Source organism: Blastococcus colisei (genome assembly GCF_006717095.1).
Classification (GTDB): domain Bacteria; phylum Actinomycetota; class Actinomycetes; order Mycobacteriales; family Geodermatophilaceae; genus Blastococcus_B; species Blastococcus_B colisei.
Window position 1 is genome coordinate 860,259 of sequence record NZ_VFQE01000001.1, and the last position, 26,744, is coordinate 887,002.

Genomic DNA, 26,744 nt, shown 5'->3' on the forward strand with positions numbered 1-26,744 from the left:
CGATGGGGGCATGACGGGGACCGAGCGAGGGACGCAGCCCATCCTGACCGGTGATCGCGTGCGGCTGCGGCCCTGGCGGCCGGACGACGCGGCAGTCGTGCTCGCTGCCTGCCAGGACACCGACATCCAGCGGTGGACCCAGGTGCCTCTGCCCTACGCCGCCGAGCACGCGGAAGGGTTCGTCGGAGGGATCGCGCCGCAGACCTGGGACGAGGGCGGCGCGCTGTTCGCCGTCGAGCCGGCCGACGGCGGGCCGCTGATCGGCAGCATGGGCCTCTTCCCGCCACGCGACGGCGTCGGGGAGGCCGGCTACTGGACCGCGCCCGAGGGCCGCGGTCAGGGGTTCACGGCCGAGGGGCTCCGCGTCCTCGCCGACTGGGCGCTGGACGTCGTCGGCGTCCACCGGGTCGAGTTGCTGGTCGACCCGGCGAACGCCGGTTCCCGCCGGGTCGCGGAGCGCGCAGGCTTCGTCGCCGAGGGGACGATCCGGCAGCGCTTCCTCTTCCGCGGGCAGCCGAGCGACGTCGTCCTCTACGCCCGGCTCGCGGGCGACCCGCGCCCGCCTACCGCTCGGTGAGGTCGGGCGTGCACGCCGCTTGCCGCGACAGGTAGCTGTCGTACGCGTCGGACACCAACCGGTACTCGTCCTGGCCGTCGCCGACGGTGCCGGGCCAGACGCCCGCGGCGGCGATGGCGACGGCGCATGGGTCCCGGTTCAGGGCGGGCGGGTCCGCGGTGGCGACGCCGCTGACCGCGCCGGCCAGCAATGCGGCGGAGGCCAGGGTGATCGTGGCGGTGCGGGCGGGGTGCTGGGACAGGCGAGTGGACATGATCCGTACCTCACGGGAGAGAGAGCCGGGCCGTCCGGGCTGCGCAGGCGGGCGCAGAGCGGGTGGTCGAGGGGCCTGGGGGTTCACCGGTGGCGGGGGCTCCGCCCGGTGCGCGTCGGTGGACTCCGACGCCGGGGAGAGGTGGCGAGGACCGGGCGGGATACATCCGGCGGCGGGCACGTGCCGGGCTCCTGAGCCCCCAGCGACGTCGGCGGACGGCAACCGCCGTCCCCGACCCGTGGACCGGGGACGGCGGGCCGGACCGGGGGCGGTCAGTTCCCGGTCGCTGTGCACTCCGGCTGCCGGAGCAGGTAGCTGACGAACCCGTCGGACACGTGGCGGTACTGCCCCTCGGGAGTGGGCACGAGCCCGGGCCACACCTGGGCGCGCGCCAGCGTGCTGCTGCAGGTGGGCAGGTCGAGATCCGGCGGATCGGCCGACGCCGTCGTCGGCGGGAGGACGACGAGGCCGCCGGCGAGGGCGACGGTGACGAGAGTGGCGCGGTGGTTGCGGCGCGAGGGAACGGACATGACCGGGTTCCTCCTCAGTGGTGCCGGGCGGTTCCCGGCGACGTCATCAGCAGAAGCCGGTGCGGTTGAGGGTCGGCTGGCAACGGTTGCGGCCCGGTGCGGCAACTTCGTCCGGCCGGCACCGCGGGGCCTGAGCGATCGCCCGCCGCGGCGCGCAAAGGCCTCCTGTGCGCCTGCTCTCCGGGCCTACCGTGTGGCATGCGTGTCGCGGTCCTCGGACCGCTGGAGGTCCGGACGGATTCCTCCGCCCCCGTCCATGTGCCCGGGGCGAAGGAACGGCTGCTCCTGGCCGTGCTCGTGGCCGGCGCTCCCGGGATAGTCAGTACCGATTCGCTCGCCGAGGCCCTGTGGGACGGCGATCCGCCCGTGTCCGCCCGCAAGTCGCTGCAGGCCCACGTCGTCCGCCTCCGCAGCGCCCTCGAACCCGACCGACCGACGGGCTCGCCCGGCCGGTTCGTGGTGCGTCGCGGCCCCGGCTACGCGCTGACCCTCGACCGTGACTCGGTCGATGCACTGCGCATCACCGACCTCGCCGGACGCGGTTCCGCCAGGCTCGCCGCCGGTGAGCTCGAGGAGGCCGAGCGCGAACTCCGGGCCGCCGTCGCGCTGTGGCGTGGGGAGCCGTACGCGGACTGGCCGGACGCCGGGTTCGCTTCCGCCGAGCGACGCCGGCTCGCGGAGGTCCGGGCGAGTGCGATCGCCGGACTGCTCGAGGCGCAGCTGCAGCTCGGCCGGCATGCCGAGGTGCTGCCGGAGCTGGAGCGGCTCGTCACCCAGGAGCCGCTGCGCGAGGGCTGGTGGCGGTTGCTCATGCTCGCTCTCTACCGGGCCGGCCGGCAGGCCGACGCGCTGGCGGCAGGCCGTCGGGTCCGCGCCCTGCTCGCCGACGAGCTCGGTGCGGAACCCGGCCCGGCGCTTCGCGCCGTGGAGAGAGCCGTGCTCACCCATGACCCGTCATTGGTCGCTCCGCGGCCTCCGACCCGACCGGTCGACGCCGTCCAGTTCCCGGGATCGTGCCCGTACAAGGGGCTGGCGGCCTACCAGGTCGACGACGCCCCGCTGTTCCACGGTCGGCGCCGTCTCGTGGAGAGCCTGGTCACCCGGCTGGTCGATGCGCCTCTCCTCGTCGTCTCCGGGCCGAGCGGCGCGGGCAAGTCCTCCGTCGTCCGCGCCGGCCTGGTGCCGGCCCTGGTCGGCGGCGCGCTGCCGGCGAGCCGCACCTGGCGCCCCGTGATCGTTCCGCCGGGACGGGCGCCGGTGGACGTCCTGGCCCAGTTGGCCGGCGATCCGCCCCCGGCCGATCCGGTCCTGCTCGTCTGCGACCAGTTCGAGGAGCTGTGGGCACCTGGGATCGACCCCGCGGAGCGCAGGGCCTTTCTCGACGCCGTCCTCGGGCTGTTGGCCGACCGGGTCGTCGTCCGCTGCGTCGTCGTCGTGCGGGGTGACCACGTCGGCCGGCTGGCCGAGCACCCCGCGTTCACCGACCACCTGGGGGCCGCGTTCGCCCTCGTGCCGCCGCTCACCGAGCCGGAACTCCGGGAGATCGTCCGGGAGCCGGCGAGCGCGGTGGGGCTGCGGGTGGATCCCGAACTGGTCGACACCGTCGTCACCGACGTCCTCGGGCAGGCCGGCGCCCTTCCATTGCTGTCGACCGCTCTGGTGGGCACGTGGGAGCGTCGCCGGGGCGACGTCCTGACGCTCGCCGGGTACCTGGAGGCCGGCGGCGTCTCCGGAGCACTGATGCGGTCCGCCGAGTCGGCGTACGCGGCGCTGGACGAGACCGAGCAGGACGTCGCCCGGCGGATCCTCGTCCGGCTGGCCGACACCGACGACGGCGGCGCGCTGGTCCGTCGCCCCGTTCCACTCGCCGAGCTGGACCTGTCCGGGGCCCGCCGCGAGGTGGTGGAGACGTTCGTCGAGCGCCGGCTGCTGGCCGTCGACGGGAGCCGGCTCGAGGTGGCCCACGAGGCGCTGCTCACCGAATGGCCGAGGCTCGGCCGCTGGCTCGAGGACGACGCCGCCGGACGCGTGGTGCGGCGGCACCTGGCCCCGGCGGCCCGCGAGTGGGAGGCGGCCGGCCGGCCGGAGGACGAGCTGTACCGGGGAGCCCGGCTCACCGCCGCGCTCGACTGGGCGACCACTGCTGGGGACGAGCTCACCCCGGTCGAGCGGGACTTCCTCGACGCGTCCCGGGCGCACGCGGAGCGGGATCTGGTCGCCGCCCGCCAGCGGGCCGAGCGGGAGGCGCGGGGACGCCGCCGCACCCGGCGGCTGGCCGCGGGCCTGGCCGCCGCCCTCGTCGTCGCCCTCGTCGCCGGGGCCCTGACCCTGCGTGCCCAGCGGGAAGCGACCCGGGCCTCCCTGGTCGCCGACGCCAACCGCCTGGCCGCGCTGTCCACGACGGTCGGGTCCCTGGACGTCTCCCTGCTGCTGGCCGCCCAGGCCGTCCGCCTCGCCGACACCTCGGAGACCGAGGACGGTCTGCTCACCGCACTGGTGACGCACCGGCGGGCGGAACGGGTGGCGCCGTTCGTCGGACAGGCCGGCGGCGCGTTGCTCGCCGACGACGGCGGGACCCTCTTCATCGGTGCGGGCGCCCAGGTGGCGGCGTGGCGGCTCGGCCCCACGTCGCTGCCGGAACCGCTCGTGGAGGTCGGATCCCGGTGGCGGGTGTGGCGGGCCTCCGACGCCTCTCCCACGGAGGGGCTGCTGGTCGCCGCCGGATGGGGCGAGAACGACGACCCCTGGGTCCGGTCGCTCACCGCGGAGGGCACCGAGCGCCTGCTGCTGGCCGACACGGAGGTCGGCGGGCTCCCCATCGCGCTGAGCTTCACGGCGGACGGCCGCGCGGTCCGCCTCCTCCTGGCGCACCCGGACGACGCGGGGGTGCGCTGGACCATGAGCGTGCTCGACCCGGTGACGGGAAGCCACCGGAAGACGGGCGTCGGCGGGATGTCGCCGGCTGCCGTGGGGGACCTGCTCGCGCACGTCTCCGACGCGGGCGGCAGCGCGGTGCTGTGGGACTTCCCCGGAGCCGGCCCGGCAACGCTCGTCCGCCTCGACGACGGCTCGCAGGTCACCCTTCAGGTGCCGCAGCGCACCGTCGGGACGGTCGCCTTCCACGCGCTGGAGTCAGGAGCCGCCCAGGCATGGGCCGACGGCGTCCTGACGCTGTACGACGCCGGCGGCCGAGCCGTGCAGGAGCTCGACGTCGGCGCCGCGGTGGTGAGGGACGTGGCTGTGGCAGCCGACGGCAGTTGGGCGGTCACCGTGGGGGGCAGCGACACCGTCCAGCTGTGGGCCATCGATCCGACCAGCGGTCGGTGGAGCTCTCGCGGGTCGCTGACCGGGCACGACGCCGACGTCCTGCAGGCCGAGGTGGACCCGGCGGGTGAGCGGCTGCTCACCGTCTCGCTGGACGACACGGTGATCGCCTGGGACATGACGGCCGATGCGGGCTTCGGCGAGTCCCACCCCGGGGTGCCGGACCGGTGGATCTCCAACCGGCCGCAGCACGTCGAGCCCACCGGGATGGTCGTCGCGCCCACCCGGTCGGGCAGTTCCCTACCCGCCCCGATCGACCGAGGCCCCGACTCGCTCGGCGTGGCCGCGACCTTCCTCGACCCCGGGACGGGGAGCGTGGTCGAGCAGGTCGAGGTGGGCGACACGCTCGTGGGCGCGCGGTTCGGCTCGTCGGTGTCGGTCAGTCCGGACGGTGCCCTGGTCGCGGTGACCTCGGGGTTCGCCACGACCGTGCTGGACACCGGCACCGCCGAGGTGGTCGAGCGGATCGTCCTCCCGCCGACCGGTGAGGTCTTCGAGGGCGAACCGCTCCCCGCACAGGTCGTGTGGTGTACGGGCTGGACCCCGGACGGCTCCCGCCTGCTGCTCTGCGCGGAGGGCGAGCTCGCGAGCGGGACCGGTGGCCAGCTCGTCGTGGTGGACACCGCGACGTGGGAAGTCACCGGGCAGGTCGACATCGGCGGTGCGGCTCAGGTCATCGAGACCAGCCCGGACGACCGGCACATGGCCGTGGCGATGTCGAACTCCTCCGCGCTGCGGGTGCTCGACGCCGACACCCTCGAGACCCAGGAGACCATCGAGATCGAGAACGAGGACCTGCAGTTCGACCTCTCCTTCTCCCCGGACGGTCGGTACCTGGCCACGGGCGGGGACAACGGCCTGCTCCACCTGTACGACACCCGCACCTGGCAGCGGGTGTGGTCGCCCATCCCCACGAACCACGGGATGGTCGTCCAGGTCGAGTGGCGCCCGGACAGCAGGACGGTCGTGACCTCCGGCGAGGAGGGAACGGTCACGCTGGTCGACGTCGAACGGGGCCTCGCCCGATCCGTGCCCCTGCCGGGCTCCGACGAGCCCGGACAGGGCAGGGCGTACCTGGCGATGACGCGCGACGACGAGATCGTCGTCCTGGCGAGTCAGCACGCGGGGCGCCGTTACCCGATGGAGCCGTCGGTCTGGTTGGCCGACGCCTGCGCCGTGGTGGGGCGGGACCTCACCAGCGAGGAGTGGTCGCGCTACCTACCCGGACGGGAGCGGGCGCCGACCTGCACGGATCTGGACTGAGACGGACACGCCACCGTCCCCGACGGGCGGGAGCGGCTGTCACGTGGCTGTGCCCGCGGCGGGGGCGGGACGCCGCATCGCGCGGCTGTCACCGGGTGCCTGCACGCGGGAGCGCAGTGCGCGGCCTGTGGAACTCGCCCGTGGTGATCCGCCCGTGCGGAGGGGTGGACGACCGTGATCGAACCTAGACTTCCGACGTGCAGATCCCCTTCGAGTCCTCCGAGCGCTCCAGCCTGGGCGTGGAGTGGGAGCTGCAGCTGGTCGACCTCGAGACCCGCGAGCTGACGGCGGGGGCGATCGAGATCCTCGAGGAGATCCGGCCCGAGGGCGCTGACGAGCACCCCAAGGCCAAGCACGAGCTGCTGCAGTCGACGATCGAGATCATCACCGGGATCTGCACCACGGTGTCGGAGGCCAAGGCCGACTTGGCCGGCACGCTGGCCGAGGTGAGCGCCGCCGCCGAGCGCCGCGGGCTGGGGCTGATGTGCGCGGGCACGCATCCGTTCACCGACTGGCAGAGCCAGCTCATCTCGCCCAAGGAGCGCTACCTGCAGCTGGTCGAGCGCATGCAGTGGCTGGCCCGGCGGCTGCAGATCTTCGGCGTGCACGTGCACGTCGGCGTCCGGTCGCCGGACAAGGCCATCCCGGTCGTGAACGCGCTGTGCCAGTACATCCCGCACTTCCTGGCGCTGTCGTCGTCGTCGCCGTTCTGGGTCGGCTGCGACACCGGTCTCGCGTCGTCCCGGACGAAGGTCTTCGAGTCGATGCCGACCGCGGGACTGCCCTACCAGCTGTCGGGATGGGACGAGTTCGAGACCTACATGGAGACGCTGATCTCGACCAACTCCATCGAGAGCGTCCGGGAGGTGTGGTGGGACGTCCGCCCGCACCCCGGTTTCGGCACGGTCGAGCTGCGCATCTGCGACGGCCTCCCCACCCTCGACGAGATCGGCGCGGTCGCCGCGCTCTCCCAGTGCCTGGTCGAGCAGTTCGACACCCAGCTCGACCGCGGCTACACCCTTCCCACGCCGGCGAGCTGGGTGCTGCGGGAGAACAAGTGGCGCGCGGCCCGGTACGGCCTCGACGCCGACGTCGTCGTCGACGAGAAGGGCACCATCCGCCCCGTACGGCAGGCGATCCTGGACCTGATGGAGGACCTCACCCCGACGGCGAAGCGGCTCGACTGCGAGGCCGAGCTCCGCGACGTCGAGCGGGTCCTCGCCGTCGGCGCCTCCTACCAGCGGCAGCGGGCGGTGGCCCTGGGCGCCGACGGCGACCTGAAGCCGGTCGTGGACAGCCTGCTCGCGGAGATGCGGGACGGCCTGCCCTCCTCCGGTCCGGTCGGCGACCCCACCGGTCCGGTGCCCGGCCCGGCCGACTGCGCCGGGGGGCACGCGGCATGACGCCGGTCGTCGAGAAGCTCGGTGCCGCCGTCGACGAGTGGGTCACCGCCAACCAGTCCGCGCTGTCGGCCACCCGGCGGCACCTGCACGCCCACCCCGAGCTCGGCTACGCGGAGTTCGAGACGACGTCCTTCCTCGAGCAGCGGCTGCGCCACCACGGGCTCACACCGCGCCGGTTGCCCACGGGCACCGGCCTCACCGTCGACGTCGGCTCGGGTGGACCGATCGTCGTCCTGCGGGCCGACATCGACGCCCTGCCCCTGACCGACCTCAAGGACGTGCCCTACGCCTCCACCCGCGAGGGGGTCGCCCACGCCTGCGGGCACGACGTGCACACCACCGTCGTCCTCGGCGTCGCCGTCGCGCTCGCCTCGATGGACGGCCTGCCCGGCACCGTCCGCTGCGTCTTCCAGCCCGCCGAGGAGACGGTGCCCGGCGGCGCGACCGAGGTGGTCGCCTCGGGTGTGCTGGACGGCGCGTCCCGGGCGTTCGCGCTGCACTGCGACCCGTCGATCCCGGCCGGGACGATCGGCCTGCGGACCGGCCCGATCACCGCGGCCTGCGACCGCATGGACGTCACCCTCACCGGGCCCGGCGGGCACACCGCCCGCCCGCAGCTCACCGTCGACCTCGTCGACGCGCTCGGCCGGTTGATCACCGACGTCCCCGGCCTGCTGTCCCGGCAGGTCGACCCGCGGACGGGGATGTCGCTGGTGTGGGGAGCGGTCAGCGCCGGGGTCGCGGCCAACGCCATCCCGCAGCGCGGCCAGCTGCGCGGCACCGTGCGGGTACTGGACCGGGATGCCTGGAAGGGCGCCGAGGAGCTGATGCGCTCACTGGTGGAGCGGGTCGTCGCCACGACCGGCGCCGAGGTGGACGTCGACTACATCCGGGGCGTCCCGCCGGTGGTGAACGACCCCCGCGCGGTCGCGCTGCTGCGGGCCGCGGCGCTGGAGACGGTCGGCAGCGACCACCTGGCGCTGTCCCCGCAGTCCATGGGTGGTGAGGATTTCGGCTGGTTCGCCGACGTCATGCCCATCGCGCTGGCCCGGCTGGGCACCCACGGCGGCGGCGCGCCCCTCGACCTGCACCGGGGCACGTTCGACGTCGACGAGCGCGCGATCGGGGTCGGCGTCCGCCTCCTGGCCCGCACCGCGCTGCACGCGCTGGAGGCCGACGCGGAGCCGTCACCCAGCAGCCCGCCGCCACCCCCTCGCACGCGGCCGCCCGCGCCCGGAGACACTTCTGCTCGACGATCCGTCGACGAGAGGCGGGAACCTGAGGATGAGCCGCACCGACCGGCAGGCTGACGCACCCGCGCCCGCGCACGCTGACGCAGAGGTGCCGGCCGAGCACGAGGTCCCCAGCGATCTGGCGCTGGCCGCCGAGTTCGGCGCCACGACGCGGGACCAGTGGCGGGAGCTGGTGGCAGGCGTGCTGCGCAAGAGCGGCCGCGAGGAGCTGCCCGACCCGGTCGAGGACGCGCTGAGCCGCACCGTCGCCACGGGTGTGCGGGTCGCCCCGCTGTACACGGCCGACGACGCCGGCGACCTGCCGACCGCGGTGGGTGTCCCTGGCCTGGCGCCGTTCGTGCGCGGCTCACGCGCCGGGGGCGATCCAGCCGTGCCCGGCGGCTGGGACGTGCGCCAGCGGCATGCCCATCCCGACGTCGCCGTCACCAGGGAGGCCGTCGCCGCCGACCTGGAGAACGGCGTCACCTCGCTGTGGCTCGTCGTGGGCGACGGCGCGGTGCCGGCCGAGGAGCTCGGGAACGTGCTCGCCGACGTCTATCTCGACCTCGCGCCGGTGGCGGTCACGGGCGGCCTGCCGGCCGCGGAGGCGTTCCTCGCGCTGGTGGAGGGCCGGGACGACCTCGCGCCCGGCGGCTCGCTGGGCCTGGACCCCCTCGCGGTGCACGCGGCCACGGGGGAGCGGCAGGACCTCACCTGCCTCGCCGGCGTCGCCCGGCGGGCAGCGGCCCATGACGGTCTGCGTTCCGTCGTCGTCGACGCCACCGTCTTCCACGACGCGGGCGCGTCGGTGGTGGAGGAGATCGGCTGCTCCCTCGCGGCGGGTGTCGCCTACCTGCGGGCGCTGACCGAGGGCGGGCTGTCGGTCGACGAGGCGTTCGGCCAGCTCGAGTTCCGCTACGGCGCGAGCGCCGACCAGTTCACGACGATCGCCGCGCTGCGTGCCGCGCGCCGCCTCTGGGACCGTGTGGGCGGGGTCAGTGGTGCCTCGTCGGAGAGCCGCGCCCAGCGTCAGCACGCGGTCACCTCGTCGGTGATGACGACGAAGCGCGACCCGTGGGTGAACATGCTGCGGACGACGGTGGCGTGCTTCGCCGCCGGCGTGGGCGGCGCCGACGTCGTGACGGTCCAGCCGTTCGACGCCGCGCTCGGCCTGCCCGACTCCTTCTCCCGCCGGATCGCGCGCAACACCCAGAGCCTGCTGGTCGAGGAGGGGCACCTGGCCCGCGTCCTGGACCCGGCCGGTGGTTCCTGGTACGTCGAGTCGCTGACCGACTCCGTCGCGCGGGCGGCGTGGGACTGGTTCACCGAGATCGAGCGGGCCGGGGGGCTGGTCGCCGCGCTGGACTCCGGTCTGGTCCGCGACCGGATCGCCGCCGCCTGGGACGACCGGGCTGCCCGCCTCGCCACCCGGGAGGACGCGATCACCGGCGTCAGCGAGTTCCCGAACCTGGCCGAGAAGCTGCCGGAGCGGCAGCCGTACACCTGGTCGGCGCCGTCCGGAGGGCTGCCGAAGGTGCGGGCGGCCCAGGAGTTCGAGGCGCTGCGCGACGCCGCCGACGGTGCGCAGGAGCGACCCCGGGTCTACCTGGCGACTCTCGGCCCGGTCGCGAGGCACACCGCGCGCGCGACGTTCGCGGGCAACCTGTTCCAGGCCGGCGGCCTGGCGACCCCGTCGGGGGACGGCGCCTCCGGGCTGGCGGAGGCATCGACGACGGTCGCCTGCATCTGCGGCACCGACAAGGACTACGCCGAGTCCGCCGCCGCGCTGGCGAAGGAGCTGCGCGCGGCCGGCGCGACCCAGGTCTGGCTGGCCGGGAAGCCGGACCTCGCCGTCGAGGGCGTCGACGGGTACGTGTTCGCCGGCTGTGACGCCCTCCACGTCCTCCGGGCCGCCCACGAGCACCTCGACCTGAGTGCAGTTATGGCCATAAACGCCCCTTCTGGGGAGGGAGCAGGCGCATGAGTGGGATTCCCGACTTCGGGTCCGTCGAGCTGGGCCGCCCGGCGGCCGCGACCACCGCCGCCGACTGGGCCAAGGCGTTCGAGGAGACGACCGGCCGGGGCGTGGCGGAGGCGACGTGGGAGACGCCCGAGGGGATCGCCGTCCCGCCGCTGTACACGCCGGCCGACCTCGAGGGGCTGGACTTCCTCGAGACCCTGCCCGGGCTGCCGCCGTTCCTGCGCGGGCCGTACCCGACGATGTACACGACCCAGCCGTGGACCGTCCGGCAGTACGCCGGGTTCTCCACCGCGGCGGAGTCCAACGCGTTCTACCGGCGCAACCTGGCCGCCGGGCAGAAGGGCCTGTCGGTCGCCTTCGATCTGCCCACCCACCGCGGCTACGACTCCGACCACCCGCGGGTGCCCGGCGACGTGGGGATGGCGGGCGTCGCCATCGACTCGATCCTGGACATGCGGCAGCTGTTCGACGGCATCCCGCTGGACAAGATGTCGGTGTCGATGACGATGAACGGCGCGGTGCTCCCGGTGCTGGCGCTCTACATCGTCGCGGCCGAGGAGCAGGGCGTGAAGTCCGAGCAGCTCACCGGCACGATCCAGAACGACATCCTCAAAGAGTTCATGGTGCGCAACACCTACATCTATCCGCCCAAGCCCTCGATGCAGATCATCAGCGACATCTTCGCGTTCACCTCGCAGCAGATGCCGCGGTTCAACTCCATCTCGATCTCCGGGTACCACATCCAGGAGGCCGGGGCCACGGCCGACCTGGAGCTGGCGTACACGCTGGCCGACGGCGTGGAGTACCTGGAGGCCGGCAAGGCCGCCGGGATGGACGTCGACACGTTCGCGCCGCGATTGAGCTTCTTCTGGGCCATCGGCATGAACTTCTTCATGGAGGTCGCCAAGCTCCGGGCCGGCCGCCTGCTGTGGGCCAAGCTGGTCGAGGAGGCCGGCGCGCAGAACCCGAAGTCGCTGTCGCTGCGCACCCACTCGCAGACCTCGGGCTGGTCGCTGACCGCCCAGGACGTCTACAACAACGTCGTCCGCACCTGCCTGGAGGCGATGGCCGCCACCCAGGGGCACACCCAGTCGCTGCACACCAATGCGCTGGACGAGGCGCTGGCGCTGCCGACCGACTTCTCCGCCCGCATCGCCCGCAACACCCAGCTGCTGCTGCAGCAGGAGTCGGGGACGACACGCGTCATCGATCCGTGGGGCGGCTCGGCCTACGTGGAGAAGCTGACCTACGACCTGGCCCGCCGCGCGTGGGCGCACATCCAGGAGGTCGCCGAGCACGGCGGCATGGCCCAAGCCATCGACGACGGCATCCCGAAGCTGCGCATCGAGGAGGCCGCGGCCCGCACGCAGGCCCGGATCGACTCGGGCCGCCAGCCGGTCATCGGCGTGAACAAGTACCGGGTCGAGGCCGACGAGGCGATCGAGGTGCTGCGCGTGGACAACGCCGACGTGCTCGCCCAGCAGAAGGCGAAGCTCGAGGAGTTGCGGGCCTCCCGCGACGCCGGGGCGGTGCAGGAGGCGCTGCGCCGGCTCACCGACGCGGCGCGGGCGGCGGCGGAGGGACGGCGGGGGAGCGACCTGGACTCCAACCTGCTCAAGCTGGCCGTCGACGCCGCCCGCGCCAAGGCGACGGTCGGCGAGATCTCCGACGCGCTGGAGGAGGTCTACGGGCGGCACGCCGGCCAGGTGCGCACCATCTCCGGTGTGTACCGCGACGAGGCAGGGAGTTCAGCCCCCGTGGAGGAGACCCGCCGGATGGCCGAGGCGTTCGCCGACGCCGAGGGCCGCCGCCCCCGGATCCTGGTCGCCAAGATGGGCCAGGACGGCCACGACCGCGGGCAGAAGGTCATCGCGACCGCGTTCGCCGACCTCGGGTTCGACGTCGACGTGGGCCCGCTGTTCCAGACGCCCGACGAGGTCGCCCGGCAGGCGGTCGAGGCCGACGTCCACGTCGTCGGGGTCTCCTCGCTGGCCGCCGGACACCTCACCCTGGTGCCCGCACTGAAGACGGCGCTGGCCGAGCTCGGGGCCGACGACGTGATGATCGTCGTCGGCGGCGTCATCCCGCCGGACGACGTCCCGACCCTGCAGGAGATGGGTGCGGAGGCGGTCTTCCTGCCGGGCACGGTCATCGCCGAGGCCGCGCAGGACCTGCTCCGTGCCCTCGCCGACCGCCTCGGTCACTGATGCGTGCGTTTATGGCCATAAACGCACCTCGGGTGGGCGTGTGAGCCGGGAGGTCGACGTCCCGGCGCTCGTCGAGGGGGTGCTGGCCGGGGATCGGCGGGTGATGGCGCGGGCGATCACGCTGGTGGAGTCCCGGCGGGGTGACCACCGGGAGCGGGCGCAGGAGCTGCTGGTCGAGCTGCTGCCGCACGCCGGGGGCGCGCGGCGGGTGGGCATCAGCGGCGTCCCGGGTGTCGGCAAGTCGACCTTCATCGACCAGCTCGGGGTGGACCTGACCGCCGCCGGCTCGAAGGTGGCGGTGCTCGCCGTCGACCCGTCGTCGGCTAGGTCGGGTGGGTCGATCCTCGGCGACAAGACCCGGATGTCCCGGCTGGCCGTCGACCCGGATGCGTTCATCCGGCCCTCGCCCACGTCCGGCACGCTCGGCGGGGTCGCGCAGGCCACGCGGGAGTCGATGGTCGTCGTCGAGGCCGCCGGTCACGACGTCGTCCTGGTCGAGACCGTCGGCGTCGGGCAGTCGGAGATCGCCGTCGCCGAGATGGTCGACTCGTTCCTCTTCCTGACCCTGGCCCGCACCGGTGACCAGCTGCAGGGCATCAAGCGCGGCATCCTCGAGATCGCCGACGTCATCGCCGTGAACAAGGCCGACGGGCCGGCGGCCGGGGACGCCCGCAAGGCGGCGCGCGAGCTGGCCGGCGCGATCCGGATGCTGCGCGGGCACACGGACGGCGGTTGGGACGTGCCGGTGCTCACCTGCGCCGGGCTGACCGGCGAGGGGCTCGACGAGGTCTGGGCGAAGCTCGTCGAGCACCAGGACCGGATGAAGGCGTCGGGGGAGTTCGACGAGCGCCGCCGCACCCAGCAGGTGCGCTGGACCTGGCAGCTGGTCCGAGACGCGCTGGAGCACCAGCTGCGGTCGCACCCCGGCGTGCGCACGGCCGTCCCGGATCTGGAGAAGGCGGTGGTCTCGGGCGAACTGACCGCGGCCCTGGCAGCGCAGCAGATCCTGGAGACCTTCCTCGCACGGCGACCCTGACGGGGCACTACACGGTCGCGAGCCGCACCTCCGCGAGGCGCGCATGCACCGTCGACATCAGGTCGGCGAGCGCGGGAGCCGTCCAGCTCCGACCCGACAGGACCGTCCATCGGCCCGGCCGGGTCGACGGCGCCTCGTCCAGGGCCCGCAGCAGCTGCTCGCCGGTCAGACCGAGGGCGCTGGGAGCGGTCGGGAGTCCGAGACGGACATAGGTCGTGAGCAGCTCATCGGTCAGCTCGCCCTGGAGGGTCAGGGTCAGCAGGCTGGCGAACGCCACCTGCAGGCCGTGCGCGTTCTTCGGGACGTCCAGCCGCTGGTCCAGGGCGTGGCTGATCAGGTGCTCGGAGCCCGAGCACGGTCGGGAGGAGCCCGCGATCGCCATCGCCAGACCGCTCATGATCAGGCCACGCGCCAGCCCCGCCAGCGCACGGGGGCTCTCCAGGTCGGCCGTCGTCAGGACCGACTCGGCGGCCTGCTCGGCGATCAGCGCGCTGAACTCGTCACAGCGGTCGTGACCGCCGGCCTCGGACAACCGCCAGTCGGTGACCGCCGACAGGTTGGACAGGAGGTCGCCCACCCCAGCCCGGCGCGTGGCGACCGGGGCGTCGGCGATCAGCGCGACGTCGACGAGCACGCCGATCGGCATCGTCGCGGCCAGGGAACGACGGACGCCGTCCCGGTCGACCAGCGAGGCAACCGGTGACACGACCCCGTCGTTGGCCAGCGTCGTGGGCACCGCCACCCAGTCGACTCCCACCCGGCAGGCCGCGTACTTGGCGGTGTCGAGAACCCGGCCGCCGCCGATCGCCACGACCAGCTCGACGTCCTCGGCGATGAGGCGCTGGGCCAGCCGGGAGCACTCCTCCACGGTGCCTTCGGTGACCGTCTCCGTGGCCGACGTCGTCCCCCGGCCCGCCAGGCTCTCCCGTGCGACGGCTGCCATGCGCGCCGACGGCCCTGCGCCGGTCACGATCAGCAGCCGGCGCGGCAGCCAGCCCACCGCGGCCATCTCGGTGGCGAGGTCGGGCAGGCAGCCCGCCCGGATGCGCATCAAGGCGGGGAAGACACTGGCCGCGGGGCCGGTCATGCGCCCACCGATGCGGCCCTCTCCAGGTCCGCTGTGTCGTCGATCTCGACCCAGGCCGCCCCGCCGACCTCGACCGGCCGGCAGACGACCTCGCTGAGCAGGCCGTCACGGATGACGGTCTCGTACCAGCCGTTCGGGTCGCGGTCGCCGGTGGCCCAGTCCTCCAGCAGCTCGCGGAAGCGCAGCGCCGTCGCGCGGTCGAGCATCAGCATGCCGACGTACTCCCCGACCGGGGCGGCGACGCCGACCTTGCCGATGTCCACGACCCGGCCGTCCTCGACCTGCACCTTCATCGCCTCGTCGGTGAGCTGGTGCGACGAGTCGATGGCGAGGCAGGCACCGGCCCCGGCGGTCCGGCTCTCCCGCACGAACGTCCGGTAGAGCGCCGCCGGCGCGTAGAGGTCGCTGTTGAGCAGGTAGACCCGTTCGGTGTCGGCCGACAGGCAGGCCCGCAGCGCCACCAGGGCCGAGTACCAGTTGTTCCGGGTGGCGTACTGCTCGTTGAACAGCGTGCAGTTCGGCGGCAGCCCCCGTCCGCGGAGGAAGGGGCCGACCTCCTCGGCCCCGTGGCCGGTCACCACCAGCAGCCGGCGGTCGAGGTCGAACACGTCCCCCAGCGCCCCGAGCTGACGATCGGCGACCCGGTTGCCGCCCACGTCGAGCAGCCATTTCGGTGTGGTCGCCGTCAGGCTGCCGAGCCGGGTGCCGGTGCCGGCGGCGAGGACGACGAGGACGTCGGCGTGCTGCACGATGGAACTCCTTCGGATGACGGGAACGCCGTCGTGGTCGTCGTACTGTCTCAGACGCCGGTGGAGCGGCATTCCCGCGAGCGCAGGTCCAGCAGGTAGTCCTCCGGCGCGCCCGCGGCCTCGGCGGCATCGGCCAGCGCCCCCAGGTAGCGGGCCGACGGCAGCCCGCCCTCGAAGGCGTCCAGGACGTAGACACAGGCGACGACGTCGCCGCCCAGGGTGTGCACCCGCAGGTGCAGCTTGCGGTAGATCCCGAGGTCGGCGCCCTCCCACGCGTCCAGCGCCGCCTCGTCGGCCTCGGCCAGGTCGTAGAGCGCGACGAACACGCCGGGCGTGAGCGCCTCCCGGTCCTCCTCCGCCGGGACGAGGGTGGCCAGCGCCCCCTCCCAGCCCAGCTCCTCGGCGCCGAAGGTGAGCCGCCAGCCCGGGATCCACCCGGTGCCGGTGTGCGGGGAGGAGGGACAGCGGCGCAGCATCTGCGCGGGATCCATGTTCGACCCGTACGCGGCGTAGAGGCCCATCGGCGAGAGACTAACGACCGGACGGGGCGGACCGGAGGACGCCGGTCACAGCGCCCACGCGCGGCACCGGGGAGAATGGCCGCGAGGCCCGCAACTCGAACGTCCGCTGAGCACCGGAGAAGGAGCCATGACCCGCATCGTCATCATCGGCGGCGGACCGGCCGGCTACGAAGCCGCGCTGGTCGCCGCGCAACTCGGTGCCGAGGTCACCGTCATCGAGCGGGACGGCATCGGCGGCGCCAGCGTGCTCACCGACTGCGTCCCGTCCAAGACCCTCATCGCCGCGGCCGGTGCCATGACGTCGGTGCGCGACTCCGCCGTCCTCGGCCTCCAGGGCGCGGAGCTCGCGACGGTGAACCTGGACCTGGCCTCGGTGAACCAGCGTGTCAAGGGTCTGGCCGTGGCCCAGTCGGCCGACATCCACGCCCGGCTCAGCGCCGAGGGCGTGCGGATCGTCGCTGGTCATGGGCGGCTCTCCGACGAGGTCCGCGGTCTGGCCGCGCACAAGGTCGAGGTCGTCGACGCCGCGGGGCAGGTCGGGGAAGAGCTGGAGAGCGACGTCGTCCTGATCGCCACCGGCGCGGATCCGCGGGTGCTCCCCGGCGCCGAGCCCGACGGCGAGCGGATCCTCGACTGGCGCGACGTCTACGACCTCGACGAGATGCCCGAGCACCTGGTCGTCGTCGGGTCCGGCGTCACCGGGGCCGAGTTCGCCTCCGGGTACCTCGAGGCCGGCGTTCCCGTCACGCTGGTCTCCTCCCGCGACCAGGTGCTCCCGGGGGAGGACTCCGACGCCGCAACCGTGGTCGAGCAGGTCTTCCAGTCCCGGGGCGGGAAGATCGCGCAGAAGGCCCGCGCCGCCGCGGTGCAGCGCACCGAGAAGGGCGTGCTGGTCGAGCTGACCGACGGGCGCACCGTCGAGGGATCGCACGCGCTGATGACGGTCGGCACGGTGCCCAACACCTCAGGTCTCAACCTCGAGCAGTGCGGGGTCGAGGTGACCGACTCCGGTCACGTCGTCGTCGATCGCGTCTCCCGGACGTCGGTCCCCGGCATCTACGCCGCCGGCGACGTGACCGGCGTCTTCCAGCTCGCCTCCGTCGCCGCCATGCAGGGCCGGATCGCGATGTGGCACGCCCTCGGTGAGGCGGTCGCTCCCATCCGGCTCAAGACCGTCGCGGCCAACGTGTTCACCCATCCGGAGATCGCCACGGTCGGGGTGCAGGAGAAGCGCCTGCCGGACTATCCGGACGTCGAGGTCGTGCTCCTGCCCCTGGCGACGAACGCGCGGGCCAAGATGAGCGACCTGCACGACGGGTTCGTCAAGATGTTCGCCCGTCGGTCGACCGGCGTGATCGTGGGCGGGGTCGTGGTCGCGCCCGGCGCCTCCGAGCTCATCCTCCCGATCGCCCTCGCGGTCACCAAACGGCTGACCGTCGACGACCTGGCGCAGACCTTCGCGATCTACCCGTCGCTCTCGGGCTCGATCACCGAGGCCGGGCGGCGGCTGATGGGGGCCGACCACCTCGCCTGACGATCGCCGCTCTCAGCGACGGCGCGTCGGGGGTTCCCCTTCGGCGATCGACTCCGCGGCCCGCACGGGGTCGTAGGCGCAGGCATCCGTGGTGCCGGCGACCGGCGTGGGAGCGGTGGCGGCGTCCTGCCCGGCACCGGCAGCCGGCGCCGGTGCCGACGCGGACGGCGCCGACGCAGCAGCGGGCGGTGCGGTCGTGGCCTCGACCGCCGGCGCGCTCTCCACGGGTGCGGCCAGTGCCTCCCGGACCAACGCGCGCATCGCGTCGTAGTCGGGGTAGGCGGGCCGGATCACGCTGTCGTCGAAGACGACGCTCCGGATCTCGGTGTCCTTGACCTTCAGGGCGAGGTCGGCGAAGTCTCCGACCACCGCCTGGGGGATGTCGGTGCTGACGATGTCCTGCGTCGTCGCCGCGATCTCCTGGTACTGCGTCAGCATGGTCATCGGGTCGGCGGCGGAGACGATCGCGTCGACCATGCACCGCTGACGGTCCATGCGCTCGTAGTCGGTGAGGCCGAACCGGCCGCGTGCGTAGTGGAGCGCCCGCTCGCCGTCCATCCGCTGATCCGCCCCAGGGGCGATGTAGTCCTCGGGGAGGATCCCGATCGTCGGCTCCCCACCGATGGGGACGAAGTAGTTCACGTTGACGGTGATGCCGCCGAGCGCGTCGATGAGTCGGCTGAAGCCCTCGAGGTTGACCAGGACGTAGTAGTCCAGCGTCAGCCCGAGCGCCTCCCCGACACCCAGCTTCAGGAAGTCTGCCCCGGGGTCGTCGGTGGCACCGAGGACGTCGGGGTGGTCGCTGGGGCCGTTGCGGTAGACGGCGTTGAGCAGGCTCTCGCCCTCGCTGCCGCTCCAGAAGCCGTCGGGGTAGACGTCGTGCAGGGGGCTGTCCTCCGGGAAGGGCAGCTCCTGCAGGTTGCGGGGCAGGCTGAACAGCGTGGTGGCCCCCGTGTCGGTGGCGATGCTGGCCACCATGATCGTGTCCGTGCGCACGCCGTCCCGGCCCTCGCCACCGTCGCCCCCGAGCAGGAGCACGTTCACCCGCTCCTTGTCGCCGAACGGAGTGGCGTCGACCGGGTCGACGGTCGCGGACTCTCCGTCGGCGAAGAGGTTCTGGATCAGGTCGCGCTGCACCGCGGCCAGGTGGGCGACCTCGAACGCGGGAGCCGCGATACCCAGTGACAAGGCGGACACGAGGACGGTTCCGGCCAGGTGCTGGGCCCTCGTCGTCGACTCCGGCGCCAGCATCCGGTAGCCCGCGATGATCACGAGCGTCCACACCACGGCGAGGCCGACGGCCGCGACGATGACACCGAGCATCGCGGTGGGGTCGACCGCCAGACCCACGACGCGGTCGCGGCCGACGGTGGCGAGCAGCGCGAGGCCCGTGCCCAGGGCGGCGAAGAGTGCCACGAGCGTCCATCCGCTCCTGCGGGCACCGGCCGCCACGAGTGCGCTCCCGGGGACGACCGCCCCGAGGGTGGTCAGGCCCAGGACCCGGCCGAACCCGTGCGGTGCGGTCCGAGGACGGTCATCGGCCCAGCGGGGGTGGACGGGGGGCGCGGCGGCGTTGCTGGACGCCGCGGAGCCGTTGTCCCTCCTGGCCCGCGGCGGGCGCCCCACCCGTGGGTCGAGGCGCGGCGGCAGCGGGCGGGCAGGAAGTGCACGCACCTCTTGCACTCGGCTCACGCAATCCTCATGTGCAGATCGGCAGGCGCGGCCTCGGCCGCGTCCCGCGGCGCTGGTCGGCCGCAGTCCTCCTCGAGGAGGTTGGGCGATGCTATGCGCGGCGGCCGGAGTGCGAGGACGTACGACACGTCGTCGGAATTGCTCACCGTTCCCCGCCGACCCCGTGGTCGCAGCCGCCCCAACCGAACCGGCCGGCGCGGTTCCCCCGTTCCGCCGGGCGCCCACCACGGGGGAGCGAACTCCGGGGGCGGGTGGGGGACGTGCGCCGACCGAGACGGAAGTGACCTCGGTTTCCGCTGAACATCGCTCCGGCGGTGCCGATGCGCGACGCGCCCGCCGATGCAGCAGGAGATGCCAGCTCACAGGTTCGTCCCCGCCCCCACCGGTCGCCGGTCCCTGCGCCCCGCCGTGGGTGTCGGCACCCTGTCCGTCGCCGTCCTCGCGTCGCTCGCTCTGCCCGCTGCGGTGGCAGCCGCGGAGGAGCCGGCCGGCACGACGGTCGTGGGAGAGCTGGTCCAGGCGTGGCCGGAGCCCGCGAGGCACACGGCCGCCGCCGAGGCGCCGCTGAGCTGGATCGAGACCCCGGCCGGGGATTCCGTCCGTGTGCCGACGCCCGACGTCGCCGACCTCGTGCCCGGCTCGACCGTCTCGGTCACGCTCGGCGAGCAGGTGGCGGACGACGGCAGCGAGGCCGGTGCCGTTCCCGCCCGGGAGGTCCTCGGCAGCGACGTCGTCGCCCCGGCCGAGAACCCGCCGGCACCGGCGCCGGCGCCGCGGACCGGGCTCACGAACGAGGTCACCGTCGTCCTGGTCGCCCCCGGCGGCGTGGCGGACGACGGCACGGCGGTCGAGGACGTCGCCGCCGTCGTCGACGGCGCCGTCGCGGACTTCTGGTCCGAGCAGACCGACGGCGCGATCTCCCTGGGGGTGACGTCGACCCACGAGTGGATCGACACGGTCGCCGGGTGTTCCGACGCCGCCCTCCTGTGGAAGGAGGCCGCGAGCGCGGTCGGCTTCACGCCCGGCCCCGGCCGGCACCTGCTGCTGTACCTGCCCACGGGCGCGCCCGGCTGCGCGTACGCGCTGGCCGAGGTCGGCGCCGGCCCCGGCGCCGGGGGCCGGGTCTACGTCACCGACCTGTCCAGCTCGGTGATGGCACACGAGTTCGGGCACAACTTCGGCCTCGGCCACTCGTCCGCCGAGCAGTGCGACGGCGTCGTGGAGGGCGGTTCGTGCCGCTCGGCCGCCTACCGCGACTACTACGACGTCATGGGCGTGTCCTGGGTGCAGACCGGAACCCTGAACGTCGTCCAGGCGGCCCGGCTGGGGGTGCTCCCGGAAGCCCAGCAGCAGACCCTGACGGTGTGGGACGACGCCACCACGGCGACGGTGTCACCGCTGTCGCGCCGTACCGGTACTCGCGGGCTCCGCCTCACCGATGCCGAGGGAACCGACTACTGGCTGGAGTACCGCACGCCCACCGGACGCGACGCCTGGCTGACGTCGGCCAACCGGTTCGGCCTCGAGTCCGGGGTGCTGCTGCGCAGGGCGGGCGGTCTGCCCGACACCTCGGTCCTGCTCGACGGCACGCCCTCGGCGTCCGGCGACTGGGACGGCGACTACCGCGTGGCGCTGCCCGTGGGCGTGGCCGTGCCGCTGTCCGGCGGTGACTTCTCCGTGGTCGTGCAGAGCCTCTCCGCCGACGGCGCGGTCGTGAGCGTCACGCCGACCGCACCGGCCGTCGCCGTCGCGCCCGCGCCCGCCACCCCCACGGCACCCGAGGTGGGAGGCCCGATGTCCGGCCGCTCCGCTCCTGCTGCCCAGACTTCCGCGGTCACCGTCCACGGACCCGTCGCGTCGAGGGCGCCGGAGTACGTCCGGGTCACCGGCCGGACCGCCCCCGCGCTCGATCCTGCCTCCGGCTCGGCGCGCGGCAGCGGACCCCTGATCGCCGCGGGCGGCGCGCTCCTCGCCGGCGCGGCACTGCTCGTCGTCCGGCGCCTCCGGGCGGCGGCCCCGCGTCCGCGCTGACGGAAGAGCGGCGCCGCCGGTCTCAGTCGGCGATGGTGCAGAGAACGGCGCCGCTGGTCACCGCGGCGCCGACCTCGGCGGCGAGGCCGGAGATCGTCCCGGCCTTGTGCGCGGTGATCGGCTGCTCCATCTTCATCGCCTCGAGGACGACGACCAGGTCGCCGGCCTCGACGGTGGCGCCGTCCTCGACCGCGACCTTGACGATCGTGCCCTGCATGGGGGACGTGAGGGAGTCGCCCGAGGCGGCCGAGCCGCCGTGGCCGCCGCCGCGCTTGCGCGGCTTGGCGGCCGCACCGGGAGCCGCGCCGCCGGTGGCCAGCCCGGCCGGGAGCGAGACCTCCAGCCGGCGTCCGCCGACCTCGACGACGACGGTCCGGCGCGGCGTCTCCTCGTCCCGCTCGGCCGGCGCGGCGTCGTGGGGCGGGACCTGGTTGTCCCACTCGGTCTCGATCCAGCGGGTGTGGACCGTGAACGGCTCGCTGGTGAACGCCTCGTCGCGGACCACTGCGCGGTGGAACGGGATCACCGTCGGCATGCCCTCGACGATCAGCTCGTCCAGGGCGCGGCGGGCCCGCTGCAGCGCCTCGTCGCGGGTGGCGCCGGTGACGATCAGCTTGGCCAGCATGGAGTCGAACGCGCCGGCGACCTCGCCGCCGGTCTCGACACCGGAGTCCCAGCGCACGCCGGGGCCCTGCGGGATCTCCAGCCGCTCCACGGGGCCGGGTGCCGGCATGAAGTTGCGGCCGGCGTCCTCGGCGTTGATCCGGAACTCGATGCTGTGCCCGCGCGGGGCGGGGTCCTCGGGCATCTCGAGGGGCTCGCCCCGGGCGATGCGGAACTGCTGACGCACCAGGTCGATGCCGCTGGTCTCCTCGCTGACCGGGTGCTCGACCTGCAGGCGCGTGTTGACCTCGAGGAAGGAGATCGAGCCGTCGACACCGACGAGGTACTCGACGGTGCCGGCCCCGTGGTAGCCGGCCTCCGCGCAGATCGCCTTGGCCGAGGAGTGGATCCGGGCGCGCTGCTCGTCGGTGAGGAACGGCGCGGGGGCCTCCTCGACCAGCTTCTGGTTGCGGCGCTGCAGCGAGCAGTCGCGGGTGCCGACGACGACGACGTTGCCGTGGGTGTCGGCCAGCACCTGCGCCTCGACGTGCCGCGGCTTGTCCAGGAATCGCTCGACGAAGCACTCGCCGCGGCCGAAGGCGGAGACCGCCTCGCGGACGGCGGAGTCGAACAGCTCGGGGATCTCCTCCATGGTGCGGGCCACCTTCAGGCCGCGCCCGCCGCCGCCGAACGCGGCCTTGATGGCGACGGGGAGGCCGTGCTCTTGCGCGAAGGCCACCACCTCGTCGGCGCCGCCGACCGGGTCCTTGGTGCCCGGCACGAGGGGGGCGCCGGCCTTGGTGGCGATGTGCCGGGCCGCGACCTTGTCGCCGAGGTTGATGATCGACTGCGGGGAGGGGCCGATCCAGATGAGCCCCGCGTCCAGGACGGCCTGGGCGAAGTCGGCGTTCTCGGACAGGAAGCCGTAGCCGGGGTGGATCGCGTCGGCGCCGGACTGCTTCGCCGCCTCGAGGATCTTCTCGATCACCAGGTAGGAGTCACCCGGCGTCGTGCCGCCGAGCGCGAACGCCTCGTCGGCGACCCGCACGTGCAGCGCGTCCCGGTCCGGCTCGGCGTAGACGGCCACGCTGGTCAGGCCCTCGTCCTTGCAGGCGCGCGCCACGCGGACCGCGATCTCCCCGCGGTTGGCGATCAGGACCTTCTGCACCGGTGCAACTCCCTCGTCGAGTCAATCGGTCGGACTGTAGTGCTGGATGGAGCGGCTGGTCAGCGGCGCCAGAGATCGGTGATGGCCAGGCCACGCTTGGCCAGCTGCGTGCGCAGGACGGTCAGGGACAGCCCCACCACCGCCGCCGGGTCGCCCTCGACGCGGCGGACGAAGGGCGCTCCCAGGCCATCCAGGGTGAACGCGCCGGCCACGGCCAGCGGCTCCCCGGTGGCCAGGTAGGCCTCGATCTCCTGGGGCGTCGGCGTCGTGAAGTAGACGACGGTCGAGGCGACGGCGATGTCCCGGCCCACGACGGCGCCGTCCTGGACGTCGAAGAGCGCCTGCCCCGTGTGCAGCACCCCGGACCGGCCGGCCATGCGCTGCCAGCGGTCCCGGGCCTCGGCCGCGTCCGCCGGCTTGCCGAGCGGCCTGCCGTTGAACTCCAGCAGCGAGTCCGCGCCGATGACGAAGGCGTCGGTCTCCCGCTTGGCCACCGCGGCCGCCTTGGCCGCGGCGAGCAGGGCGACCTGCTCGGCGACGCGCGGGGCGGACACGGTCGATTCGTCGACGTTGCTCACCACCACCTCGGGGAAGAGCCCCGCCTGCTTCAGCAGTGAGAGCCGGGCGGGGGAGGCCGAGGCGAGGACCAGCCTGCGGTCGCCGCTCATCAGGAGAACCTCCCGGCAGCGCGCCAGCCGCCGTGGCCCACCGGGAACGGGCGGCGATGACCGTCGGCGTGAGAAGCCCACGCGCCCACCGGCGTCGGCCGCCGACGCGACCGGCGCTGCGACATCGCCGCGACGACGACGGTCAGGGCGGCGAGCTCCTCGGCGGAGGGCTCGCCCTTCGCGACGCGCAGGAGCGGGCGTGCTTCCTCGCTCACAGCGGGATGTTCCCGTGCTTCTTCGGCGGCAGGGTCTGGCGCTTGTTGGCCAGCACGCGCAGCGCCTTGGTGACCTGCACCCGCGTCTGCGACGGCGGGATGACCGCGTCCACGTAGCCGCGGTCGGCGGCGATGTAGGGGTTGGCGAGGGTGTCCTCGTACTCCGCGATCAGTTCCGCCCGCGTGGCGTCGGGGTCCTCGGCCGCGGCGAGTTCCTTGCGGTACAGGATCCCGACCGCGCCCTGGGCCCCGACGACGGCGATCTGCGCACTGGGCCAGGCGAGGTTGACGTCGGCGCCGAGGTGCTTGGACCCCATCACGTCGTAGGCGCCGCCGTAGGCCTTGCGGGTGATCACCGTGACCTTGGGGACGGTGGCCTCGGCGTAGGCGTAGATCAGCTTGGCGCCGCGGCGGATGATCCCCTCCCACTCCTGCGACGTCCCGGGCAGGAAGCCGGGGACGTCGACGAAGGTGAGCACCGGGATGTTGAAGGCGTCGCAGGTGCGCACGAACCGCGCCGCCTTCTCGCTGGCGTCGATGTCCAGGGTGCCGGCGAACTGGGTGGGCTGGTTGGCCACGATCCCCACCGGGCGGCCCTCGACCCGGCCGAAGCCGATCAGGATGTTGGGCGCGAACAGCGGCTGCACCTCGAGGAACTCGCCGTCGTCGAGGACGTGCTCGAGGACGGTGTGCATGTCGTAGGGGGTGTTCGCCGAGTCGGGGATGAACGTGTCGAGCTCGAGGTCGGAGTCGGTCAGCGCGCCGGGCAGCACCGTCTCCACCGGCGCCATCTCGATCGCCGGCAGCGGGTCGAGGTTGTTGCTCGGCAGGTAGGACAGCAGCGCCTTCACGTAGTCCAGGGCGTCGTTCTCGTCCTCGGCCAGGTAGTGCGCGACGCCGGACTTGGTGTTGTGCGTGCGCGCCCCGCCCAGCTCCTCGAGCGTGACGTCCTCGCCGGTCACGGTCTTCACGACGTCGGGGCCGGTGATGAACATCTGGCTGGTCTTGTCGACCATCACGACGAAGTCGGTGAGCGCGGGGGAGTAGACGTGCCCACCGGCCGCCGGGCCCATCACCAGGGAGATCTGCGGGATGACGCCGGAGGCGTGCACGTTGCGCCGGAAGATCTCGCCGTACAGGCCCAGGGAGACCACGCCCTCCTGGATGCGCGCGCCGCCGCCCTCGTTGATCCCGACCACCGGGCAGCCGTTCGTCACGGCGAAGTCGAGGATCTTGACGATCTTCTCGCCGTAGACCTCGCCGAGGCTGCCGCCGAAGACCGTCACGTCCTGGGAGAAGATCGCGATCGGCCGGCCGTCGACCGTGCCGTAGCCGGTGACGACGCCGTCGCCGAACGGGCGCTTGGACTCCATGCCGAAGTTGGTGGAACGGTGCCGGGCGAACTCGTCGAACTCGGTGAACGAGCCCGGGTCCAGCAGCGCCTCGATGCGCTCGCGGGCGGTCATCTTGCCCGCGGCGTGCTGCTTCTCGACGGCGCGCTCGGAGCCGGCGTGCGTGGCCTCCTGCACCCGCCGCTCGAAGTCGGCGAGCTTCCCGGCGGTCGTGTGGATGTCGATGTCGTCGGGGACGTGCTCCCCGGCGTTCTCGAGTTCAGCCGCGCTCACGTGTTGATCTCCTCGCTGGCGCTGGTCGGCCGCGTGCGCGGCGCTGCTGTGGCCATGCGTGACCTGGAAAGCTCGATCACGGGCCGTAGCGTAAGGGAGTGCCCGACACACCCTCATCCCGATGGTCCGATCTCGAGCGCCCCGCGCTCGACGGCCCGGCGCTCTCGGCCGCCCTGACCCGCGACAGCGGGCTGTGGCGGAGCGTGCGGGTCGTGCCCGAGATCGGGTCCACCAACGCCGAACTCGTGGCCGCGGCGGCGGCCGACGAGCCGGAAGGCCTGGTGCTCGTGGCCGAGCACCAGGTCGCCGGAAGGGGGCGGCTGGACCGGGTGTGGACGTCGCCGCCCAGGGCCGGGCTCACGGTGTCGTTCCTGCTGCGACCCGACGTGCCCGCCGCCCGCCGCGGCTGGCTCCCGCTGCTCACCGGGGTCGCGCTGGCCGAGGCGGTCGGGCAGGTGACGGGCGTCCGGGCGTCGCTGAAGTGGCCCAACGACCTGCTGGCCTTGGACGGTCGCAAGCTCGCCGGCATCCTGGCCGAGGCCGGCGGGGCCGCCGTCGTGGTCGGCGTGGGCCTCAACGTGTCGACGACCGCAGCCGAGCTGCCCGACACGGGAACCTCGCTGTCCCGCGTGACCGGCGCGACCGTGGACCGGGCTCCGGTGCTCCTCGGGTTCCTCCGTGCGGTGGAGCGGCGGTACCGGGAGTGGACGGCGGCCCTCGGCGACCCCGTCTCGTCCGGGCTGGCCCGCGACTATCTCGCCTGGTCCGCGACGATCGGCACGGACGTCGCCGTGAGCTTGCCCGACGGCTCGACGATCGAGGGCACGGCCACGGCGGTGGACTGGGACGGCCGGCTCGTGGTGGCCGGGACGGAGGGGCAGGTCGCGCTGGCCTCGGGCGACGTGCGGCACGTCCGGCGCGTCTGACCGCCGGTCCCTGCCGCGGGTCCCTGCTGCCGATCCGAGGCGCGGAGGGGGCGGATGGGACGGACGATGACCGCGTGGGGCGGCGCGGAGGACATCTCCCGGGAGATCGCGATGCGTCT

20 protein-coding genes are annotated in these 26,744 nt (G+C 73.7%); 10 read left to right on the plus strand and 10 right to left on the minus strand.

Annotated elements, in window-relative coordinates; genetic code table 11:
• Nucleotides 1-10: 10 nt before the first annotated feature.
• Complete coding sequence (locus tag FHU33_RS04150; protein WP_170182311.1) at nucleotides 11-577, plus strand: GNAT family N-acetyltransferase; 567 nt, start codon at nucleotides 11-13, stop codon at nucleotides 575-577.
• Here FHU33_RS04150 and FHU33_RS04155 read toward each other — a convergent pair.
• Both FHU33_RS04155 and FHU33_RS04160 read right to left on the minus strand, forming a co-directional pair.
• Entirely contained in the window at nucleotides 564-830 is a 267-nt protein-coding gene (locus FHU33_RS04155) for a hypothetical protein (RefSeq protein WP_142024214.1), read from the minus strand. The genes FHU33_RS04150 and FHU33_RS04155 overlap by 14 nt on opposite strands.
• A 272-nt stretch (nucleotides 831-1,102) precedes the next feature.
• Nucleotides 1,103-1,360, minus strand: coding sequence for a hypothetical protein (locus tag FHU33_RS04160; RefSeq protein WP_142024215.1), 258 nt, complete (start codon nucleotides 1,358-1,360; stop codon nucleotides 1,103-1,105).
• Between the two features lie 198 nt (nucleotides 1,361-1,558).
• On the opposite strand from FHU33_RS04160, the gene FHU33_RS04165 reads away from it, so the two are divergent.
• The 6 genes from FHU33_RS04165 to meaB all read left to right on the plus strand — a co-directional run bounded on the left by FHU33_RS04165 (nucleotide 1,559) and on the right by meaB (nucleotide 13,806).
• Complete coding sequence (locus FHU33_RS04165; protein WP_142024216.1) at nucleotides 1,559-5,947, plus strand: nSTAND1 domain-containing NTPase; 4,389 nt, start codon at nucleotides 1,559-1,561, stop codon at nucleotides 5,945-5,947.
• A gap of 197 nt (nucleotides 5,948-6,144) precedes the next feature.
• Entirely contained in the window at nucleotides 6,145-7,350 is a 1,206-nt protein-coding gene (locus tag FHU33_RS04170; protein ID WP_142024217.1) for a glutamate--cysteine ligase, read from the plus strand.
• The gene (locus FHU33_RS04175) at nucleotides 7,347-8,660 is read left to right on the plus strand and encodes an amidohydrolase (RefSeq protein ID WP_142024218.1); all 1,314 of its coding nucleotides are present in this window, start codon (nucleotides 7,347-7,349) and stop codon (nucleotides 8,658-8,660) included. The genes FHU33_RS04170 and FHU33_RS04175 overlap by 4 nt, the downstream gene beginning before the upstream one ends.
• The gene (locus tag FHU33_RS04180) at nucleotides 8,635-10,566 is read left to right on the plus strand and encodes a methylmalonyl-CoA mutase family protein (RefSeq protein ID WP_142024219.1); all 1,932 of its coding nucleotides are present in this window, start codon (nucleotides 8,635-8,637) and stop codon (nucleotides 10,564-10,566) included. Before FHU33_RS04175 ends, FHU33_RS04180 begins: the two co-directional genes overlap by 26 nt.
• Nucleotides 10,563-12,770: a methylmalonyl-CoA mutase gene (gene scpA / locus FHU33_RS04185; protein ID WP_142024220.1), complete on the plus strand. Its 2,208-nt coding sequence runs from the start codon at nucleotides 10,563-10,565 to the stop codon at nucleotides 12,768-12,770. The genes FHU33_RS04180 and scpA overlap by 4 nt, the downstream gene beginning before the upstream one ends.
• Nucleotides 12,771-12,810: 40 nt before the next feature.
• Nucleotides 12,811-13,806: a methylmalonyl Co-A mutase-associated GTPase MeaB gene (meaB, locus tag FHU33_RS04190; protein ID WP_142024221.1), complete on the plus strand. Its 996-nt coding sequence runs from the start codon at nucleotides 12,811-12,813 to the stop codon at nucleotides 13,804-13,806.
• Between the two features lie 7 nt (nucleotides 13,807-13,813).
• Here meaB and FHU33_RS04195 read toward each other — a convergent pair whose 3' ends face one another.
• The 3 genes from FHU33_RS04195 to FHU33_RS04205 are packed head-to-tail and all read right to left on the minus strand — an operon-like array spanning nucleotide 13,814 to nucleotide 16,163.
• A complete protein-coding gene (locus tag FHU33_RS04195) occupies nucleotides 13,814-14,893 on the minus strand; it encodes an iron-containing alcohol dehydrogenase family protein (protein ID WP_142024222.1) in 1,080 nt (359 codons plus the stop codon).
• Nucleotides 14,890-15,642: a phosphocholine cytidylyltransferase family protein gene (locus FHU33_RS04200; protein ID WP_170182312.1), complete on the minus strand. Its 753-nt coding sequence runs from the start codon at nucleotides 15,640-15,642 to the stop codon at nucleotides 14,890-14,892. Before FHU33_RS04200 ends, FHU33_RS04195 begins: the two co-directional genes overlap by 4 nt.
• A 50-nt stretch (nucleotides 15,643-15,692) precedes the next feature.
• The gene (locus FHU33_RS04205; protein ID WP_142024224.1) at nucleotides 15,693-16,163 is read right to left on the minus strand and encodes a gamma-glutamylcyclotransferase family protein; all 471 of its coding nucleotides are present in this window, start codon (nucleotides 16,161-16,163) and stop codon (nucleotides 15,693-15,695) included.
• 127 nt (nucleotides 16,164-16,290) lie between these two features.
• On the opposite strand from FHU33_RS04205, the gene FHU33_RS04210 reads away from it, so the two are divergent.
• Nucleotides 16,291-17,697: an NAD(P)H-quinone dehydrogenase gene (locus FHU33_RS04210; RefSeq protein WP_142024225.1), complete on the plus strand. Its 1,407-nt coding sequence runs from the start codon at nucleotides 16,291-16,293 to the stop codon at nucleotides 17,695-17,697.
• Nucleotides 17,698-17,709: 12 nt separating this feature from the next.
• Here FHU33_RS04210 and FHU33_RS04215 read toward each other — a convergent pair whose 3' ends face one another.
• On the minus strand, nucleotides 17,710-19,389 hold the full coding sequence (locus tag FHU33_RS04215; RefSeq protein ID WP_246063255.1) for an LCP family protein: 1,680 nt from the start codon (nucleotides 19,387-19,389) through the stop codon (nucleotides 17,710-17,712).
• Between the two features lie 351 nt (nucleotides 19,390-19,740).
• Here FHU33_RS04215 and FHU33_RS04220 point away from each other — a divergent pair, with 351 nt between their 5' ends.
• Entirely contained in the window at nucleotides 19,741-21,420 is a 1,680-nt protein-coding gene (locus FHU33_RS04220; protein WP_142024226.1) for a reprolysin-like metallopeptidase, read from the plus strand.
• Nucleotides 21,421-21,442: 22 nt separating this feature from the next.
• Here FHU33_RS04220 and FHU33_RS04225 read toward each other — a convergent pair whose 3' ends face one another.
• Genes FHU33_RS04225 through FHU33_RS04240 form a run of 4 tightly spaced genes read right to left on the minus strand, consistent with a single transcriptional unit; the run spans nucleotide 21,443 to nucleotide 25,699 of the window.
• A complete protein-coding gene (locus FHU33_RS04225) occupies nucleotides 21,443-23,191 on the minus strand; it encodes an acetyl/propionyl/methylcrotonyl-CoA carboxylase subunit alpha (protein ID WP_142024227.1) in 1,749 nt (582 codons plus the stop codon).
• A gap of 59 nt (nucleotides 23,192-23,250) precedes the next feature.
• Nucleotides 23,251-23,859: a Maf family protein gene (locus FHU33_RS04230; protein ID WP_142024228.1), complete on the minus strand. Its 609-nt coding sequence runs from the start codon at nucleotides 23,857-23,859 to the stop codon at nucleotides 23,251-23,253.
• Nucleotides 23,859-24,074, minus strand: a complete 216-nt coding sequence (locus tag FHU33_RS04235) for an acyl-CoA carboxylase subunit epsilon (RefSeq protein WP_142024229.1) — start codon at nucleotides 24,072-24,074, stop codon at nucleotides 23,859-23,861. Before FHU33_RS04235 ends, FHU33_RS04230 begins: the two co-directional genes overlap by 1 nt.
• Nucleotides 24,071-25,699 (minus strand): acyl-CoA carboxylase subunit beta, encoded by a 1,629-nt coding sequence (locus FHU33_RS04240; RefSeq protein ID WP_142024230.1) that lies wholly within the window; start codon nucleotides 25,697-25,699, stop codon nucleotides 24,071-24,073. Before FHU33_RS04240 ends, FHU33_RS04235 begins: the two co-directional genes overlap by 4 nt.
• 98 nt (nucleotides 25,700-25,797) lie before the next feature.
• Here FHU33_RS04240 and FHU33_RS04245 point away from each other — a divergent pair, with 98 nt between their 5' ends.
• A complete protein-coding gene (locus tag FHU33_RS04245; protein ID WP_142024231.1) occupies nucleotides 25,798-26,625 on the plus strand; it encodes a biotin--[acetyl-CoA-carboxylase] ligase in 828 nt (275 codons plus the stop codon).
• The last annotated feature ends 119 nt before the right edge of the window (nucleotides 26,626-26,744 follow it).